The sequence below is a fragment of the Pseudohongiella spirulinae genome (assembly GCF_001444425.1).
Lineage (GTDB): Bacteria > Pseudomonadota > Gammaproteobacteria > Pseudomonadales > Pseudohongiellaceae > Pseudohongiella > Pseudohongiella spirulinae.
Genome location: NZ_CP013189.1, coordinates 1,325,576 through 1,341,488 on the forward strand (window position 1 = coordinate 1,325,576; position 15,913 = coordinate 1,341,488).

Genomic DNA, 15,913 nt, shown 5'->3' on the forward strand with positions numbered 1-15,913 from the left:
CAATGATGAAAGAGTCACCCATAAAACGTCGCAAGAGCCGACAGATCATGGTGGGCAATGTGCCGGTCGGTGGCAATGCGCCGATATCTGTGCAAAGTATGACCAATACAGAAACTTGCGATGTGCCGGCCACGGTCGCACAGATTCAGCGTCTGGCCGCTGTTGGTGCGGACATCGTGCGGGTCTCGGTGCCGTCAATGGAGGCGGCGGAAGCCTTCCGGGAGATTCGTCGACAGGTCTCTTTGCCACTGGTGGCAGATATCCACTTCGATTACAAGATTGCGCTGAAAGTGGCTGAGTATGGCGTCGATTGTCTGCGTATCAACCCGGGTAATATTGGCAGCGAAAAACGAATTCGGGCCGTGATTGATGCGGCCCGCGATAAAGGCATTCCGCTGCGTATAGGTGTTAACGCGGGTTCATTGGGTAAAACGCTGCTTCGCAAGTACAAGGAACCGACAGCCGAGGCGATGGTGGAGTCGGCACTGACGCAAATAGATATATTGGACAAGCTGGATTTTCAGGATTTCAAGATCAGCCTGAAAGCGTCCGAAATTTTTATGACCCTGGACGCTTATCGCACACTGGCCAGCCAGATTGAACAACCTCTGCATCTGGGCATTACGGAAGCCGGCGGTCTGCGCTCTGGTACCGTAAAGTCAGCGATTGGACTGGGGGCGCTGTTGATGGACGGCATTGGAGATACCATCAGAATTTCCCTGGCCGCCGATCCGGTTGAAGAGATCCGTGTCGGGTTTGATATTCTCAAAAGCCTGGGTCTGCGCAGTAAAGGCGTGAATCTGGTCGCCTGTCCAAGCTGCTCCCGACAGAATTTTGATGTGATCGGGGTGGTTAATCAACTGGAAGCGCGTCTGGAAGATATCATTACCCCGGTCGATGTGGCGGTTATTGGCTGTATCGTGAATGGACCAGGTGAGGCGAAAGTGGCTGAGATCGGACTGACCGGAGCCAGCCCCAGCAATCTGGCTTATGTGGACGGCAAGCCCGATCACAAAGTGGACAACAGCAAGCTGGTAGACGAGCTGGAGGCCATGGTTAGAGCCAGGGTGGCGGCAAAACTTAAAGCAGAGCAGGAACAGGCGTCAGGCGCGATTATTGCGCGCGGTTGAACGATGATTATTCGACAGGCAATGGAAGCACACAGATTATGAGCAAGATCCAGGCTATCCGCGGAATGAACGACATTCTGCCGGCCGACTCTGCCGTCTGGCAGTATCTGGAAAAGGTAACCGAACAGGTCGTTCAGTCTTATGGCTATCGTGAGATCCGTTTTCCTTTGCTGGAGCAGACGCAACTGTTCAAGCGCTCTATCGGGGAAGTAACCGACATCGTCGAGAAGGAGATGTATTGCTTCACCGATCGCAACGGTGATGAGCTCAGTCTGCGTCCGGAAGGCACGGCCGGCTGTGTGCGTGCTGCCGAGCAGCATGGGTTGCTTTATAACCAGCAGCAGCGTCTTTGGTACCGCGGCCCCATGTTCCGGCATGAGCGTCCGCAGAAGGGGCGCTATCGGCAGTTCCACCAGGTGGGTGTGGAAAGCTTTGGCATGGCCGGCCCGGATATTGATGCCGAGATCATTCTGGTGTCAGTGGCGCTCTGGCGAGCGCTGGGCCTGACTGAGCACGTGCGACTGGAAATAAACAACATTGGTACTTCCGCAGACCGGCAGGCATTTGGCAAAGCCCTGACGACGTTCCTGTTACAGCATGAGGACGCACTGGATGAAGACAGTCGCCGTCGCCTGCACAGCAATCCGCTGCGTGTGCTGGATTCCAAGGTGCCAGAAACGCGAAGTATATTGCAGGGGGCGCCTCGCCTGACAGACTTTGTCAGTCAGGATACGCGGGATCACTATGAGGCCTTGAAGTCACTGCTGCGGGATAACAAAGTGCAGTTCATTGAAAACGCCAATCTGGTTCGCGGGCTGGATTACTATAACAATATGGTGTTCGAATGGGTGACCGATGAGCTGGGTGCCCAGGGCACAGTTTGTGCTGGTGGCCGGTATGATTCTCTGGTGGCTCAACTGGGAGGTCGCGGCACGCCTGCGGTAGGCCTGGCTTTTGGCATGGAACGTCTTATTCTGTTGCTGGAAAGTACCAGTCAGGTGCCTGAATACGTGCGCAGCCCCCTGGACATTTATGTTATCGGCTCAGATAAAGAGCTGGGAGCAGCCGCACTGCAACTGACAGAGCAGCTCCGCAACACCTTGCCCGGATTGCGCTGTGCACTGCATTGTGGAGGCGGTAAGTTCAACAATCAGTTAAAGAAAGCCTATAATAGCGGCGCTGCTGCGGCAGTGATTGTCGATGCAGCGGAAAGTGACGACTATGAGCTCAGATACCGGAAGCTGGATGATGAAGGTGAGACCCAGTCGGTGAGCCTGGCAGAATTGATCGAAACACTTCGCAGTGAGTTTGGCACGGCTGGCTGTCCTTGACAGGCCGAAGTCGGTAGGACACGATGCCTGACTTTGCAGAATTAACATAGCGGTATTGATAAGACCCAACAGGAGAGGTTTTGTGGCCTTAAGTGCAGACGAAGAAGAAACCCTGGAAGCGATCAAGCGTTGGTGGCATGAAAGCGGAAAAATGCTGGCATTGGGAATTGCAGTGGTGGCGGCCGGCTATTTTGGCTGGCAGTTCTGGCAGGGGGCCCAGCGCAGCTCGGCGGCAGCGGCGTCTGCTGTTTATGACCAGTTGTCTGCCGTGGCCGTGACTGCACCGGGGCAGCAGATCGCCGAGAGCGATCGCGCGCAGGCACTGGCTTTGATTAATACGCTCAAGACTGATCATACAGATTCTGTTTACGCCTTGTATGGTGCTCTGTTTGCAGCCCGCCTGGCAGTTGAGGCTGACGATCTGGCACTTGCTCAGCAGGAGCTCGAATGGCTGCTTGATAATACCCGCAGTGGTCTGTTTGGTAGCACCGAGCCGACACTGATTAGTCTTGCTCAGTTACGACTGGCACAGGTGCTGCTGGCAAGCGACCAGGCTTCTGCGGCATTAAGCCTTGTGAGCAGTGTCGATGGTGGTAGTCTGCAAGCTGAGTTTGATGAGCTGAGGGGAGATATTTATCTTGCCCAGGGCCAGCACGAGCAAGCCGTGGCAGCCTATCAGTCAGCAGCAGAGTCGGGTAACGCGAGTCCGGTGTTACAAATGAAAATTTCGGAACTGCAAGGCAGTATCTGAACCAGGCAGGCCAGTTAGTTATGATTCAGGCAGTAAAAATCACGAGTTTGTTCATGCTGATGACGGTGTTCACGGCCTGTAGTCTGTTTTCCAGTGACGACACAGAGCAGCCTCGTGAGCTGCAATCAATTGACGAGCAGGTTCGACTGCAGCGGGTCTGGTCGGCCAGCGTTGGCAACGGCCAGGGTGAGCATTACAACCGCCTTGTGCCGGCAATTGATGGTGATTTTATTTACGCCGCGGCGGCCGATGGGTCGTTGGCCGCGTTTAATAAGGAAAGTGGTACTGTCCGCTGGCGCCAGCGAACCCGCCTGCCTATCGCGGGTGGGGTCGGCGCTGCAGCAGGTATGGTTCTGGTCGGGACACTTGATGCCCGGGTTGTTGCGTTTGACCAGAGCAGCGGCGAGCAGTTATGGAGTTCGCGGGTCAGCAGCGAAGTTTTATCGGCGCCACAGACCGATGGTCGGCGCGTGGTTGTGCAGACTATTGATGGTCGTCTGATTGGTCTCGACGCTCAGAGCGGTGAGCGCCTGTGGATTTACGAAAACACTGTGCCCGCTTTGTCCCTGCGTGGTACCAGCAAGCCACTGTTGGCGGGCAATACCGTCGTAGCCGGCTTTGCCAATGGATTGATTGCGGCGGTTGACGCCAGTAACGGTTTTTTGCTTTGGGAAGAGCGGGTGGCCATTCCGCAGGGTCGCTATGACATCGAGCGCATAATTGACGTTGATGGTGATCCGATCTTGTCAGGCGGCGTTGTGTATGTCAGTAGCTATCAGGGAAACCTGCTGGGTCTGAACCTGCAGAACGGACAGATCGTCTGGGGCATGCCAGGTTCCAGCTACAATACTCTGGCGATGGGGCTGGGAAACATTTACTGGACTGACGGGTTCAGCCACATCAAAGCCGTACAGAACAACACTGAGCGCACAGTCTGGGAAAATGACGATCTGCGATTGCGTAAAATCAGCAGCCCCGTGACATTTAACAACTTTCTGGCGGTAGGCGATTTTGAAGGATATCTCCACATCCTGTCTCAAGTCGACGGTCGCATCGTGGGTCGACAGCGTCTGGATCGTGCCGGTATTCGCGGCAACATCCTTGCAGAAGGCCGCACACTCTACGTATTCGGTAACAGCGGGCGCCTGACCGCACTGCGCCTGCCCTGAATCAGCGCTGCCTGCCAGACAGGGCGGGCACGCAACACTTGGAACTCATATGAAGCCCGTAATTGCATTGGTCGGACGTCCTAATGTTGGTAAATCGACACTGTTCAATCGTCTGACACGCAGCCGTGATGCGCTGGTAGCTGATTTCCCGGGTCTGACCCGTGACCGGAAGTACGGTGAAGGTCGCGGTGCCAGCAAACCTTTTATCGTTATCGATACCGGCGGACTGGAAGGCGGCGAAGAGGGCATCGATTTCGAGATGGCTTCACAATCCCTGCTGGCGATTGAAGAAGCGGATATTGTGTTGTTGCTGGTCGACGGTCGGGCCGGTCTCAATCCGGCCGATGAACAGATAGTCGAGCACCTGCGCAAGTTGGGCAAGCCGGCCTTTTTGATTGTCAACAAGGTTGACGGCATTGACGAAAATGTCGCGGTTGGCGATTTCTACGGTCTGGGCATTGCCGATATTTTTGCTATCACAGCGTCTCAGGGACGCGGTGTCAGTAAAATGATAGAAGCCGTGCTTGCTGGATATCCAGAGCCGCTGGCCGAAGAAGAACGGCATGAAGAAGGTATCCGTATTGCCATCGCCGGGCGGCCCAATGTCGGAAAGTCCACGCTGGTCAATCGCATGCTGGGTGAAGAACGAGTGGTGGTATTTGATATGCCGGGCACTACCCGTGACAGCGTATACATTCCTTTCGAACGGCATGGTAAACGCTATACGCTGATCGACACGGCGGGTATTCGTCGGCGTGGCAAAACAACTCAGACGGTTGAAAAGTTCTCGGTGGTCAAGTCTTTGACTGCAATTCAGGATGCTAACGTTGTGGTGCTGGTTGTCGATGCGCGTGACGGCATTGTTGAACAGGATCTGCACTTGCTTGGATATGTGCTGGACGCCGGACGGGCGTTGGTCATTGCGCTCAATAAATGGGACGGGATGGATCTTGAGCAGAAAAAAAAGATCAAAAGTGATATCCGGCGTCGTTTCTCATTCGTTGATTTTGCCGCGATTCATTTTATTTCTGCATTGCACGGCACAGGCGTAGGCGACCTGTATCAGTCTATTGAAAAAGCCTACGAATCTGCAAAACGCAAGCTCAGTACCAATCAATTGACACGCATTTTGCAGGACGCGGTGCTGGATCACGCACCACCGATGATTAACGGGCGGCGCATCAAAATGAAATACGCCCATGCTGGCGGTCAGAACCCGCCTGTAATCGTTATTCACGGCAAGCAGACAGATAAATTACCTGATCACTATAAACGCTATCTGGAGAAAACCTTCCGGCACGTGCTCAAGCTGGAGGGGACGCCTGTCCGGATAGAAATGCGCGCTGATGCCAACCCCTATACTGAGCACGAACAAGGTTTGACCGGGCAGCAGGTCGCACAAAAACGTCGCATAGCAAAAAACAGAAAGGCATCGTCTGCCAGAGATAAATAGAGGTTTGGTTATGAAAACAGCAACGGTTTGGCAGGATTGCGGATTTGGCATTACCTGCATTGATACCGGGTTGTTTCGTGACGGTCTGGCGGCCTGTTATCTGCTGCGTTCAGGAGATGAAGTCGCCCTGATCGATACCGGGCCGCGCAATAGTGTGCCAAGAATACTTCAGACCATTGCCGATCATGGTCTTACTCCAGATCAGGTTCGCTGGGTTATGCCTACCCACGTCCATCTTGATCATGCCGGCGGTGCCGGGGCTTTGCTTGCGGAATTCCCCAATGCCGACATGCTTGTCCATGAGCGCGGCGCCCGACACATGATTGAACCCGCGAAGTTGCAGGCGGGATCGCTGGCCGTGTATGGCGAGAAGCGTTATAAGGCGGCTTTTGGTGAGCTGGTGGCGGCTGATGCTGATCGTGTTATCAGTGTGGTCGAGGGCGATGAATTCTGTGTCGGCACCCGCCGATTGCAGATACTCGATACGCCGGGGCATGCCCGGCATCATTACGTGGTCTGGGATGCTGAAAGCAATGGCTTGTTTACCGGAGATACCTTTGGAGTCAGTTACCCAGAGCTGAACACGGGTCGACAGCCTTTTATATTTCCGCCGACAACACCTGTTCAGTTTGACCCGCAGGCATGGCATGCCTCCCTGGATCGCCTGTTGACGTTACCGGTGGAGCGAGTCTTTCTCACACATTTTGGCATGCACGAACAACCTCAGTCGCTGGCTCAGCAGTTACACGAACAGATCGATCGTTACGTCAATCTGGCGCGCCAGGTTGTGGCAGGCAAGTCCCGCTCAGACTGGTCAGCCGACGAACTGCACCCGGTGTTATCCGCCAAGCTCATGCAGAACAGTCTGGATGAACTGGCGGCACGGCGCTGCCCACAACCGCCGGCTCTCATTCGACAGGCCCTGGCGGGAGATATGGACCTCAATGCTCAGGGACTTGTCGACTGGTTGTTCAAGTCGTCACCGACGTGACATCAGCAGGGCATCGATGCTCAGTTTGCCGGGGCCAAAGGAAAACAGTACGAAGTACATTACAAAGTACATAGCCGCCAGCTCACCATTGTTCAAGGTCGGGAACCAGGCAGGGTGCGCAGTCAGGTATGCCATGACCATCAGTATGGCGGCCAGTGCAGCGGCGTAGCGGGTGAACAGCCCCAGCACCAGCAAAGCACCGCCAAACAATTCTATAACACCTGCAACCCAGAGCATATTGAGCCCGACATCAATGCCAAAAAAATCCATTCCGCCGGTCAGCGGCTGAGCCCGCTCACCAAAGATTTTTGGCCAACCGTGGGTCATGAACATGGCACTGCCCAATACGCGCATAATGGTCCATGACAGTGTCTGGGTATTTTCGCCGATGGCGTTAACCAATTTGCCCAGCGAACGGATAACTGACATGAGTGTCCCCTCTTTATTGTTTGTGAATATGCATTGAGAATAGACTTAAAAACGACCTTGGGCTACCCTTTTGTCGCTACTTCCTGGAGTCCGGAAAAACATTCATGGCAGAACTATTGCGACGATTATACGCTCCGCGCTTCGACCTGAGTCCACAGGAGCGTACACTTGCCTGGCGTCTGCATCTGGATTTGCCACTGCTGGCCGCATTGTTGTTGTTGAGTTGTCTGGGCATGTTTGTGTTGTACAGCGCCAGTGGTGAACATGGGCCTACGGTGGTGCGGCAGGCGATACGGCTGGGAGTGGGATTTGCGGTACTGCTGGTGTTTGCCCAGTTGCCGCCCAGAACATTCAGGTATTGGGCAATTCCTCTGTTTGTGGTGGGTTTGCTGCTTCTGGTACTGGTGCTGTTTTTTGGTTCGGTCTCCAATGGAGCTCAGCGCTGGCTGCGGATACCCGGTCTGGGGCTGTTTCAGCCATCTGAAATTATGAAGCTGTCATTGCCGATCACAGTTGCCTGGTATTTCAGTAAACGCAGTCTGCCACCATCGCTGCTGGACATCGCCGTAGCGCTTGTGATTATTGCTGTTCCCAGTTTTCTGATTGCCAATCAGCCGGATCTTGGTACTTCAATCCTGGTGGGCATGGCCGGTATTATTGTGTTGTTTTTTGCTGGCATTTCATGGCGAATTGTCTCCTTTGCTGGCATTTCTGCAGTGATAGCCGCGCCATTAATGTATCTGTTTGTGCTGGAGCCCTATCAGCGTCGGCGGGTTGATACCTTGTTTAATCCAGAGGCGGATCCACTGGGCGCTGGCTGGAATATTATTCAATCCAAGATTGCAATTGGCTCTGGCGGCCTGTTTGGTAAAGGCTGGCTGAACGGCACGCAATCAAGACTGGATTTTCTTCCCGAGTCTTCCACAGACTTCATCCTTGCTGTGATTGGTGAGGAGTTCGGTTTTATCGGTATTGTGATCCTGCTGGCACTTTATATGTTCATTATTGCCCGAGGCATGATAATCAGCTGGCAGGCTCGCGAGACCTTCTCCAGATTGCTTGGCATCAGTCTGTCCTTGACCTTCTGTATCTACGTGATTGTTAATATGGGCATGGTCTCCGGCCTGTTGCCAGTGGTTGGTGTACCGCTGCCGCTGGTCAGTTATGGTGGTACCTCTGCCGTAACGCTACTGGCTGGTTTTGGCATATTAATGTCAATTCACACACATCGTCGACTGCTGCCTCCCTGATCAGGCTAGTCAGCATTGATTCAAGTTTTTTTGCCGAGCGGCCGTTATAGTTGTTGGACAAACAATAACTATAGTGATCGGGTGCCTCAGCTATGTTCTCCAGAGTCTCTGCTCCAGACCTCCCTGTAACTCTGTTATTTCTTGCGCAACTCGGCCTCGCCGGCCAGTCCTGGATCGCACTCAGTGGTGTCAATTTGCTGGTTGCACTGGCATTTCTGGCGGGTACGCTGGCCTGCACAGTCCTGATCTGGCTGCGCAGCAATCAGCGTGGTGCCAGCGCCGAGCTGTTGCAGGTGCTGCGAACTGTCAATGAAGCGCAGGGAGATCTGTCGTCCCGTATGGCAGAGAGCGGCGATAGTCAGCAGATTGAGACTGCCCGGCTGTTTAATCAATTCATGGATCGATTGCGGGTGGCACTGGAGGATCTTCGGAGCCACAGTATCCGTGTGACGTTGACGTCAGCCCAGGGACGTAAAGTCGCTGAAGAGGCCAGTCGTGACGCTGGCAAGCAGGAAGACTACTCCGAGGTTATTTACAACGCCAGTGAGGAGACAGCGACGGCTATTGAACAGCTTTCACGCTGGACCAGTAATATTGCCGATCTCAATTCCCGGCACTTGTCGACCGCTCAGGATGCAGTACAGGATCTGGTTACGGCCAACAGCCAGATACGCGAGATTGGCACCATGATGCAACAGTTTCACGGTACTGTGTCGCAGTTGGAGAAAACCTCTGAAAGTATCAGGGCAATTTTGGGCACAGTGCAGGGCTTTGCCGCACAGACCAATATGTTGGCACTGAACGCGGCGATTGAGGCTGCCCGGGCAGGCGAACAAGGACGCGGTTTTGCCGTGGTGGCGGATGAAGTGCGGGATCTGGCGGTCAAGGTGCGCGGCTCGGCGGACGAAATTGGCTCGCTGCTGGAAGAGATGATAAACGTCGTTTCTGAAACATCAAGCGGGACAGAAAAAATGATCACTGAAACGGATTTCGCTCGCAGCTCCATCGATAAATCAGCCTCAGAGTTCGAACACATGGTTACCGGCTTTCAGTCTACTCATACAGATCTGCTGCAGGTCAGCTCGGCGGCAGAGCAACTGTCAGTCAGTAACCAGGATATTCGTTCCCGCAGTCATGAAATTCGTGAACTGGGCGTGCGGATTCGTCAGGATATGGAAAAGAACAACGAGCAGACCCAGGAGCTGCTCGATTCCACCGACAAGGCCCTGCATAAGCTTTGCCAATTCCGGATTGGACGGGGAGAGCTTGAGGAGGTACTGGAGAGACTGGAGCACCGGCGCGACCAGATAGAACCTGAGCTTGCTCGTCTGCTTGCAGATGGTGTGGATATGTTTGACCGGAATCATCAGGCGATTCCTGGCACTAACCCGGTAAAATTCGACGTCTCCTATGCCAGAGCCTTTCAACAAGCCTGCCAGCAGTTTATCGATCAGTGGGCAGCAGAAGATGACGGCGCGCTCTACTGTTTGCCTTTGGACAACAAAGGATATGTGGCCATTCATCGTAGCGAGTTATCACAGGAACCGACGGGTGATCCCGAAATTGATCTGGCCAGAAGTCGTCATATGCGTTTCTTCCAGAACCGTGATATCCCTTACATGGGGCGTTTCAGGTTGCAGAGTTATTTGCGTGATACCGGAGAGGTTATGTTTAACCTCTCCGTGCCAATTCATATTAACGGAAATTATTGGGGCGGCCTGTTTCTCGGCCTGCCGGCGGCCCGTCTGGGCTTATGATTCGCTGTGACGGTTGACCAGAGCAATCATGTCGATGGGGTTTTGCGGTACGGGGTTCTGGCGACCATTAACAAACAGAGCGGGTGTGGATCGCACACCTGCGCGGGTTCCGCCGCGCTGATCGTTTCTCACCTTTTGCGCCAATACATCGGATGCCATGTCCTGATGAGCCTGTTCGACGTCCAGATCCAGTTGCTCAAGGTAACCATCGAATTCACTTTCTACATCGATCAGCGTTGACCAATAGGCCTGGTTCAGAAACAGCAGGTCATACATCTCCCAGAATTTTCCCTGCGCGCCAGCGGCTTCAGCATACAGCGCCGCTGACCAGGCGTGCTGGTGGGTACTTGTCAGCGGGTAATGTCGGAACACAAGCTGTACGCGCTCAGCAATGCGTGGCCAGGCTTGCGCCATGACGCGGTGTTCGGTCGCGCAGGCCGGACACTGAAAGTCTGCATAGACAACCATCGTTATTGGTGCGTCAGGGTTGCCTTTTACATGGTCTGCAGCGCCGACCTGATCGGGCGCATACACTTCACCCTGCCCGAGGAATCCATAAAGCACACCGATAAGCACCAGCGGAACCAGGATGACCAGCGCAGCGCGGGTGAGGTTTTTCTGTAACTTCTGCTTGCGCTCCGCGGCCTGTTGTTTCTGTTCACGAATCAATCGTTGCTGTTCGCGTTTATTCATGTGTTCCTCCACGAATCACCTGGGTAACTGTGCTGACGATTTCTCCGTCAGACAATCGTGTCAATATTGTGTCGCCCTCACTGGCCTGTGTGACGGAAGTCAGAACGCCATTCGGCTCATTGCGGGTAATGCTGTAACCCCGCTGCAATGTCTGCAGAGGGCTGATGTTATCAAGGTTTCGGGCCAACATCTGCAGTTTCAGTTGCCTTTGCTCAATCATCCTGCGAACCGCTCTGATCAGTCGTTGTTCCAGCTGCCCAAGTTGTTGTGACTGGTCCTGCAGACGTCGACCAGGATGCTGGAGCCGACGTCGAAGCCAATCCAGCTGCTGCTGGCGCTGGTTGAGCAAGGCTGTCATCTGACGCAGCAGACGCTGGCTGAATTGTTCAAGCTGGCGCAACAGGATTGATTGATCGGCGCTCAGTAACTCAGCGGCAGCCGAGGGAGTGGGTGCGCGTACATCTGCAACAAAATCGGCAATGCTGACATCTGTTTCATGACCGACTGCGCTGACAACCGGTAAGCTGCTTATGGCGATGGCGCGCGCCACAGTCTCGCTGTTAAACGCCTGCAGATCTTCGAGCGAACCACCGCCTCTTGCGAGCAGCACGACATCAATGGCCAGTCGATCTCTGAGAGCATTAGCCGATTGCAAAGCTTTTGTGATGGCATCCGGGGAATCTGCACCCTGCACCGGAACCGGGATCACAGTGACTTTCAAGGTAGGGTCGCGACGACTCAATACGCTGATGATGTCATGCAGCACTGCGCCAGCAGGTGAGGTGATCACGGCAATATGTCGGGTTTTTCGCGGCAGTGCCTGTTTGCCTTGTGGGTCAAACAAACCTTCGTCAGCCAGTTTTTGCTTGAGTGCCTCAAAGGCGCGTTGCAGTGCTCCGGCGCCGGCATCCTGCATGGACTCCAGAATCAGTTGATAGTCGCCGCGGCCCTCATACAGACTTAATTTTCCTTTCACCAGGACCTGCATACCGTTAGTTGGTCGCAGGCGGACTGTCGCATTGCGGTTGCGGAACATGGCGCAACGGATCTGCGCCTGCTCATCTTTCAGGGTCAGGTACCAGTGACCGGATCCTGGCATGGCCAGGTTGGATATTTCACCTTCGACTGTGACGGCTGGAAAACAGTCTTCAAGCAGGCTGCGGGCCAGCCGGTTGAGAGTGCTGACGCTAAGGACGCTTTGTTCCGGAGACGGTGTTGCTGACGGTTTTATCATGGACCGCAGTTTACCTCAGCATCCCAGATCTGTATAATCGCGTTTTTGTGGATAGGTGAAAACTTATGTTACGCATTGCTGAAGAAGCGCTGACATTTGACGATGTTCTGCTTCTGCCCGCCCACTCCTCTGTGTTGCCCAAGACAGTCAGTCTGAGGACTCGATTGACCCGGGACATCGCTCTGAATATACCCCTGATGTCCGCCGCCATGGATACTGTGACCGAGGCGCGCCTGGCCATTGCCATGGCGCAGGAAGGGGGTATTGGCGTCATACACAAAAATATGACTATTGAGCAGCAGGCCCGTGAAGTCAAACAGGTCAAAAAGTTTGAAAGTGGCGTTGTCAAAGATCCGATTACCATTACACCTGACGCCTCAATCAGCGACTTGATCGCGTTGATGCGGGAGAACGACATCTCCGGTATGCCGGTGGTGACAGGTCGTCAGCTGGTTGGCATTGTCACCAGCCGTGATGTCCGATTTGAGGCGAATCTTGAGGCGCGTGTTGACACCATCATGACGCCCAAGCAAAGCCTGGTAACTGTGAAAGAAGATGCCAGTCATGAGCACATCAAAGAGCTGCTGCATCAGCATCGTATCGAGAAGATTCTGGTCGTTAATGATGAATTTGAACTGCGCGGTCTGATAACACTCAAGGATATTCGCAAATCAGAAGATTTTCCCAATGCCTCCAAGGATCAACAGGGTCGGTTGCGCGTAGCGGCTGCCGTTGGTACCAGTGCTGACACAGAAGATCGGGTTCATGCTCTGGTTGAAGCGGGAGTTGATGTGATTGTTGTCGATACCGCGCACGGTCACTCGAAAGGCGTGATCGACATGGTTCGCCGTATCAAGGGGCTGTATCCGGAAGTCGGTGTGATAGGCGGCAATATTGCAACAGCTCAGGCAGCGCGGGATTTGGCTGCGGCCGGTGCGGATGCTGTAAAAGTGGGAATCGGCCCTGGCTCAATCTGCACCACAAGGATTGTAACTGGTGTCGGCGTACCCCAGATCTCAGCTGTTTCCAACGTGATTGATGCGCTGAAGGATACTGACGTTTGTGTTATATCCGATGGTGGTATCCGGTTTTCCGGTGATATTGCGAAGGTTGTCGCTGCAGGCGCTCATGTCGTCATGATTGGCAGCTTGCTGGCCGGTACTGAAGAGGCGCCGGGCGAAGTGGAACTCTATCAGGGCAGAAGCTACAAGGCGTATCGCGGTATGGGTTCCCTGGGCGCCATGTCGCAGAGCCAGGGGTCCAGTGACCGGTATTTCCAGGATGCCGCCTCCGGTGTAGAGAAACTGGTTCCGGAAGGTATTGAAGGCCGCGTGCCTTACAAGGGCCCGATGTCCGGAATTGTGCATCAGCTGATGGGCGGTCTTCGCTCAAGCATGGGGTACACGGGTTGCGAAGATATCGACACCATGCGAACCAAACCGGAGTTTGTGAAAATTACCGCCTCCGGAATGCAGGAAAGTCATGTCCATGATGTCAGCATAACCAAAGAAGCGCCTAATTACCGCGTCAGCTGATGCAGATCTTATTTTTTAGCATGTCTTGAATACACCGCTGTCAGTAAGCAATCTGATAGCGGTGTTTTTATTACCACGGAAGCCCTGAACAATGACCCAGACCAATATCCACAGCCAGAAAATCCTGATTCTTGATTTTGGATCTCAATACACCCAGTTGATTGCTCGCCGTATCAGGGAACTGGGTGTGTATTGTGAGATCTGGGACTACCAGTGCACTGAGCAGGAAGTGCGGGATTTTGCGGCGGATGGCATTGTGTTTTCCGGAGGTCCCGAAACGGCAACTCTGGCGGACTCACCACAGGCAGCGGCCTACCTGTTTGAATTGGATGTACCATTGCTGGGAATCTGCTATGGCATGCAGACTATGGCGGAACAGTTGGGCGGTAAGGTTGAAGCCTCCGATAAATCCGAATTTGGCTATGCCAAAGTAAATCTGTGCGCGCCAGGCGCTCTGTTTGCTGGCATAGAAGATCATGTCAACTCAGAAGGAGTCGCACAGCTGGACGTCTGGATGAGCCACGGTGACAAAGTAGTCAGAGTGCCACCCGGGTTTGTGATCAGTGCGGAAACCGATAGTGCGCCGATAGCGGCCATGGCTGATGAGCAGCGTCGTTTCTACGGAGTGCAGTTTCACCCGGAAGTTACTCACACCCTGCAGGGGCAGCGCATATTGGAACGCTTTGTCAGAGATATTTGTGGCTGCGAAGCGTTGTGGACATCTGCCAATATCATTGAGGATGCCATCAATACTGTACGTGAACAGGTAGGTGATGATCATGTTTTGTTGGGACTGTCAGGGGGAGTTGATTCTTCGGTGGTCGCAGCATTATTACATCGAGCGATCGGCAAGCAGTTGACTTGTGTGTTTGTGGACAATGGATTGCTGCGTTTGAACGAAGGTGATCAAGTCATGGCGACTTTTGCCCGCAACATGGGGGTGAAGGTTATCCGCGTGGATGCTGAAGAGCTGTTCCTCAGCCGTTTGGCAGGTGTCGAAGATCCTGAGCAAAAGCGCAAGATTATTGGCAATACATTTATTGAAGTGTTTGACACTGAGGCAGCTAAAATTCCTAACGTGAAATGGCTTGCCCAGGGAACGATTTATCCGGATGTCATTGAGTCAGCCGGATCCCGCACTGGCAAGGCACACGTTATCAAGTCGCATCATAACGTTGGTGGTCTGCCGGAGCACATGACACTGAAACTGGTTGAGCCCCTGCGTGAGCTTTTCAAAGATGAAGTGCGACGAATTGGTGTCGAGTTGGGGCTGCCTTACGATATGGTTTATCGACATCCATTTCCCGGACCGGGTCTCGGGGTTCGTATTCTGGGTGAAGTTAAAAAAGAATACTGCGAAGTTCTGCGCCGCGCCGATGCCATATTCATAGAAGAACTGCATAAGGCTGATTACTACCATAAGGTGAGTCAGGCGTTTGCTGTGTTTCTGCCGGTTCGCTCAGTCGGTGTTGTGGGCGATGGTCGACGTTACTCCTGGGTGATTGCAGTTCGGGCCGTGGAAACCATCGATTTTATGACTGCCCGCTGGGCTCGGCTGCCTTATGAGCTGCTCGAAACTGTATCAAATCGTATTATCAATGAGATTACCGATGTTTCCAGGGTGACTTATGATATTTCTTCCAAACCGCCAGCCACAATTGAATGGGAATAAATGAGCGGTCAGGAGCAGGACGATTTTTTTATGCAGCAAGCACTGGCGCTTGCGGCTCGCGCCGCTGAGCTGGGCGAAGTGCCCGTCGGTGCAGTGCTGGTGAAAGACGGGCAGGTCATTGGGCAGGGTTTCAACCAGCCGGTCAGAGCGCACGATGTGACGGCGCATGCCGAAATTCAGGCCTTGCGTGATGCCGGTCAGCATCTGGGTAATTACCGACTGCCCGGCACGACGCTCTATGTCACCATTGAACCCTGCACCATGTGCTACGGTGCCATTGTGCATGCGCGGGTTCAACGCCTTGTGTTTGGTGCTACTGAACCCAAATATGGCGCAGTTGTCAGTGGCCAGCAATTGGCGCAGAGCGGTCGCTTCAATCATCAGCCGCAGATTTCGTCAGGTATTTTGGCCGGGCCGTGTGGACAAATGATGCGTGATTTCTTTGCACAACGACGGCTACAGGGCAGGCAGACAGTCACCAGACCATGACGCAGATGTTTTTTAATTTAACAGAACAG

General features: G+C 53.8%; 14 protein-coding genes. 11 read left to right on the forward strand and 3 right to left on the reverse strand.

Going from position 1 to position 15,913, the window contains the following annotated elements; all coding sequences use genetic code 11:
* Positions 1-2 precede the first annotated feature (2 nt).
* The 6 genes from ispG to PS2015_RS06055 all read left to right on the forward strand — a co-directional run bounded on the left by ispG (position 3) and on the right by PS2015_RS06055 (position 6,825).
* The gene (gene ispG, locus PS2015_RS06030; protein ID WP_058021372.1) at positions 3-1,130 is read left to right on the forward strand and encodes a flavodoxin-dependent (E)-4-hydroxy-3-methylbut-2-enyl-diphosphate synthase; all 1,128 of its coding nucleotides are present in this window, start codon (positions 3-5) and stop codon (positions 1,128-1,130) included.
* A 38-nt stretch (positions 1,131-1,168) separates the two neighbouring features.
* Complete coding sequence (gene hisS, locus PS2015_RS06035; protein WP_058023174.1) at positions 1,169-2,461, forward strand: histidine--tRNA ligase; 1,293 nt, start codon at positions 1,169-1,171, stop codon at positions 2,459-2,461.
* An 82-nt stretch (positions 2,462-2,543) separates the two neighbouring features.
* The gene (locus PS2015_RS06040; protein ID WP_058021373.1) at positions 2,544-3,212 is read left to right on the forward strand and encodes a YfgM family protein; all 669 of its coding nucleotides are present in this window, start codon (positions 2,544-2,546) and stop codon (positions 3,210-3,212) included.
* Between the two features lie 53 nt (positions 3,213-3,265).
* Complete coding sequence (bamB, locus tag PS2015_RS06045; RefSeq protein WP_169792276.1) at positions 3,266-4,381, forward strand: outer membrane protein assembly factor BamB; 1,116 nt, start codon at positions 3,266-3,268, stop codon at positions 4,379-4,381.
* 49 nt (positions 4,382-4,430) lie between these two features.
* Positions 4,431-5,834, forward strand: a complete 1,404-nt coding sequence (der, locus tag PS2015_RS06050) for a ribosome biogenesis GTPase Der (RefSeq protein WP_058021375.1) — start codon at positions 4,431-4,433, stop codon at positions 5,832-5,834.
* A gap of 10 nt (positions 5,835-5,844) precedes the next feature.
* Positions 5,845-6,825, forward strand: a complete 981-nt coding sequence (locus PS2015_RS06055; protein ID WP_058021376.1) for an MBL fold metallo-hydrolase — start codon at positions 5,845-5,847, stop codon at positions 6,823-6,825.
* Here PS2015_RS06055 and PS2015_RS06060 read toward each other — a convergent pair.
* Entirely contained in the window at positions 6,814-7,254 is a 441-nt protein-coding gene (locus PS2015_RS06060; RefSeq protein ID WP_058021377.1) for a DoxX family protein, read from the reverse strand. The two genes, PS2015_RS06055 and PS2015_RS06060, sit on opposite strands and share 12 nt — an antisense overlap.
* A gap of 104 nt (positions 7,255-7,358) precedes the next feature.
* On the opposite strand from PS2015_RS06060, the gene rodA reads away from it, so the two are divergent.
* Both rodA and PS2015_RS06070 read left to right on the forward strand, forming a co-directional pair.
* A complete protein-coding gene (gene rodA / locus PS2015_RS06065) occupies positions 7,359-8,504 on the forward strand; it encodes a rod shape-determining protein RodA (protein ID WP_082627993.1) in 1,146 nt (381 codons plus the stop codon).
* A 92-nt stretch (positions 8,505-8,596) separates the two neighbouring features.
* The gene (locus PS2015_RS06070) at positions 8,597-10,261 is read left to right on the forward strand and encodes a methyl-accepting chemotaxis protein (protein WP_058021378.1); all 1,665 of its coding nucleotides are present in this window, start codon (positions 8,597-8,599) and stop codon (positions 10,259-10,261) included.
* Here PS2015_RS06070 and PS2015_RS06075 read toward each other — a convergent pair.
* Together PS2015_RS06075 and xseA are read right to left on the reverse strand one after the other, a co-directional pair.
* Positions 10,256-10,954: a DsbA family protein gene (locus tag PS2015_RS06075; protein WP_058021379.1), complete on the reverse strand. Its 699-nt coding sequence runs from the start codon at positions 10,952-10,954 to the stop codon at positions 10,256-10,258. The genes PS2015_RS06070 and PS2015_RS06075 overlap by 6 nt on opposite strands.
* Entirely contained in the window at positions 10,947-12,188 is a 1,242-nt protein-coding gene (gene xseA, locus PS2015_RS06080) for an exodeoxyribonuclease VII large subunit (RefSeq protein WP_058021380.1), read from the reverse strand. Before xseA ends, PS2015_RS06075 begins: the two co-directional genes overlap by 8 nt.
* 65 nt (positions 12,189-12,253) lie before the next feature.
* On the opposite strand from xseA, the gene guaB reads away from it, so the two are divergent.
* The 3 genes from guaB to tadA all read left to right on the forward strand — a co-directional run bounded on the left by guaB (position 12,254) and on the right by tadA (position 15,884).
* Positions 12,254-13,723 (forward strand): IMP dehydrogenase, encoded by a 1,470-nt coding sequence (guaB, locus tag PS2015_RS06085; RefSeq protein WP_058021381.1) that lies wholly within the window; start codon positions 12,254-12,256, stop codon positions 13,721-13,723.
* Positions 13,724-13,814: 91 nt separating this feature from the next.
* Positions 13,815-15,395, forward strand: coding sequence for a glutamine-hydrolyzing GMP synthase (guaA, locus tag PS2015_RS06090; RefSeq protein ID WP_058021382.1), 1,581 nt, complete (start codon positions 13,815-13,817; stop codon positions 15,393-15,395).
* A gap of 30 nt (positions 15,396-15,425) precedes the next feature.
* Positions 15,426-15,884, forward strand: a complete 459-nt coding sequence (gene tadA / locus PS2015_RS06095) for a tRNA adenosine(34) deaminase TadA (protein WP_237113396.1) — start codon at positions 15,426-15,428, stop codon at positions 15,882-15,884.
* Positions 15,885-15,913 lie beyond the last annotated feature (29 nt).

Excerpts from the sequence above, each read along its gene's own strand:
- bamB (WP_169792276.1), top strand. The coding sequence starts at position 3,266 with ATGCTGATGACGGTGTTCACGGCCTGTAGTCTGTTTTCCAGTGACGAC.
- der (WP_058021375.1), top strand. The coding sequence starts at position 4,431 with ATGAAGCCCGTAATTGCATTGGTCGGACGTCCTAATGTTGGTAAATCG.
- guaA (WP_058021382.1), top strand. The coding sequence starts at position 13,815 with ATGACCCAGACCAATATCCACAGCCAGAAAATCCTGATTCTTGATTTT.
- tadA (WP_237113396.1), top strand. The coding sequence starts at position 15,426 with ATGCAGCAAGCACTGGCGCTTGCGGCTCGCGCCGCTGAGCTGGGCGAA.
- rodA (WP_082627993.1), top strand. The coding sequence starts at position 7,359 with ATGGCAGAACTATTGCGACGATTATACGCTCCGCGCTTCGACCTGAGT.
- guaB (WP_058021381.1), top strand. The coding sequence starts at position 12,254 with ATGTTACGCATTGCTGAAGAAGCGCTGACATTTGACGATGTTCTGCTT.
- PS2015_RS06075 (WP_058021379.1), bottom strand. The coding sequence starts at position 10,954 with ATGAATAAACGCGAACAGCAACGATTGATTCGTGAACAGAAACAACAG.
- xseA (WP_058021380.1), bottom strand. The coding sequence starts at position 12,188 with ATGATAAAACCGTCAGCAACACCGTCTCCGGAACAAAGCGTCCTTAGC.
- PS2015_RS06060 (WP_058021377.1), bottom strand. The coding sequence starts at position 7,254 with ATGTCAGTTATCCGTTCGCTGGGCAAATTGGTTAACGCCATCGGCGAA.
- hisS (WP_058023174.1), top strand. The coding sequence starts at position 1,169 with ATGAGCAAGATCCAGGCTATCCGCGGAATGAACGACATTCTGCCGGCC.
- PS2015_RS06055 (WP_058021376.1), top strand. The coding sequence starts at position 5,845 with ATGAAAACAGCAACGGTTTGGCAGGATTGCGGATTTGGCATTACCTGC.
- ispG (WP_058021372.1), top strand. The coding sequence starts at position 3 with ATGATGAAAGAGTCACCCATAAAACGTCGCAAGAGCCGACAGATCATG.
- PS2015_RS06070 (WP_058021378.1), top strand. The coding sequence starts at position 8,597 with ATGTTCTCCAGAGTCTCTGCTCCAGACCTCCCTGTAACTCTGTTATTT.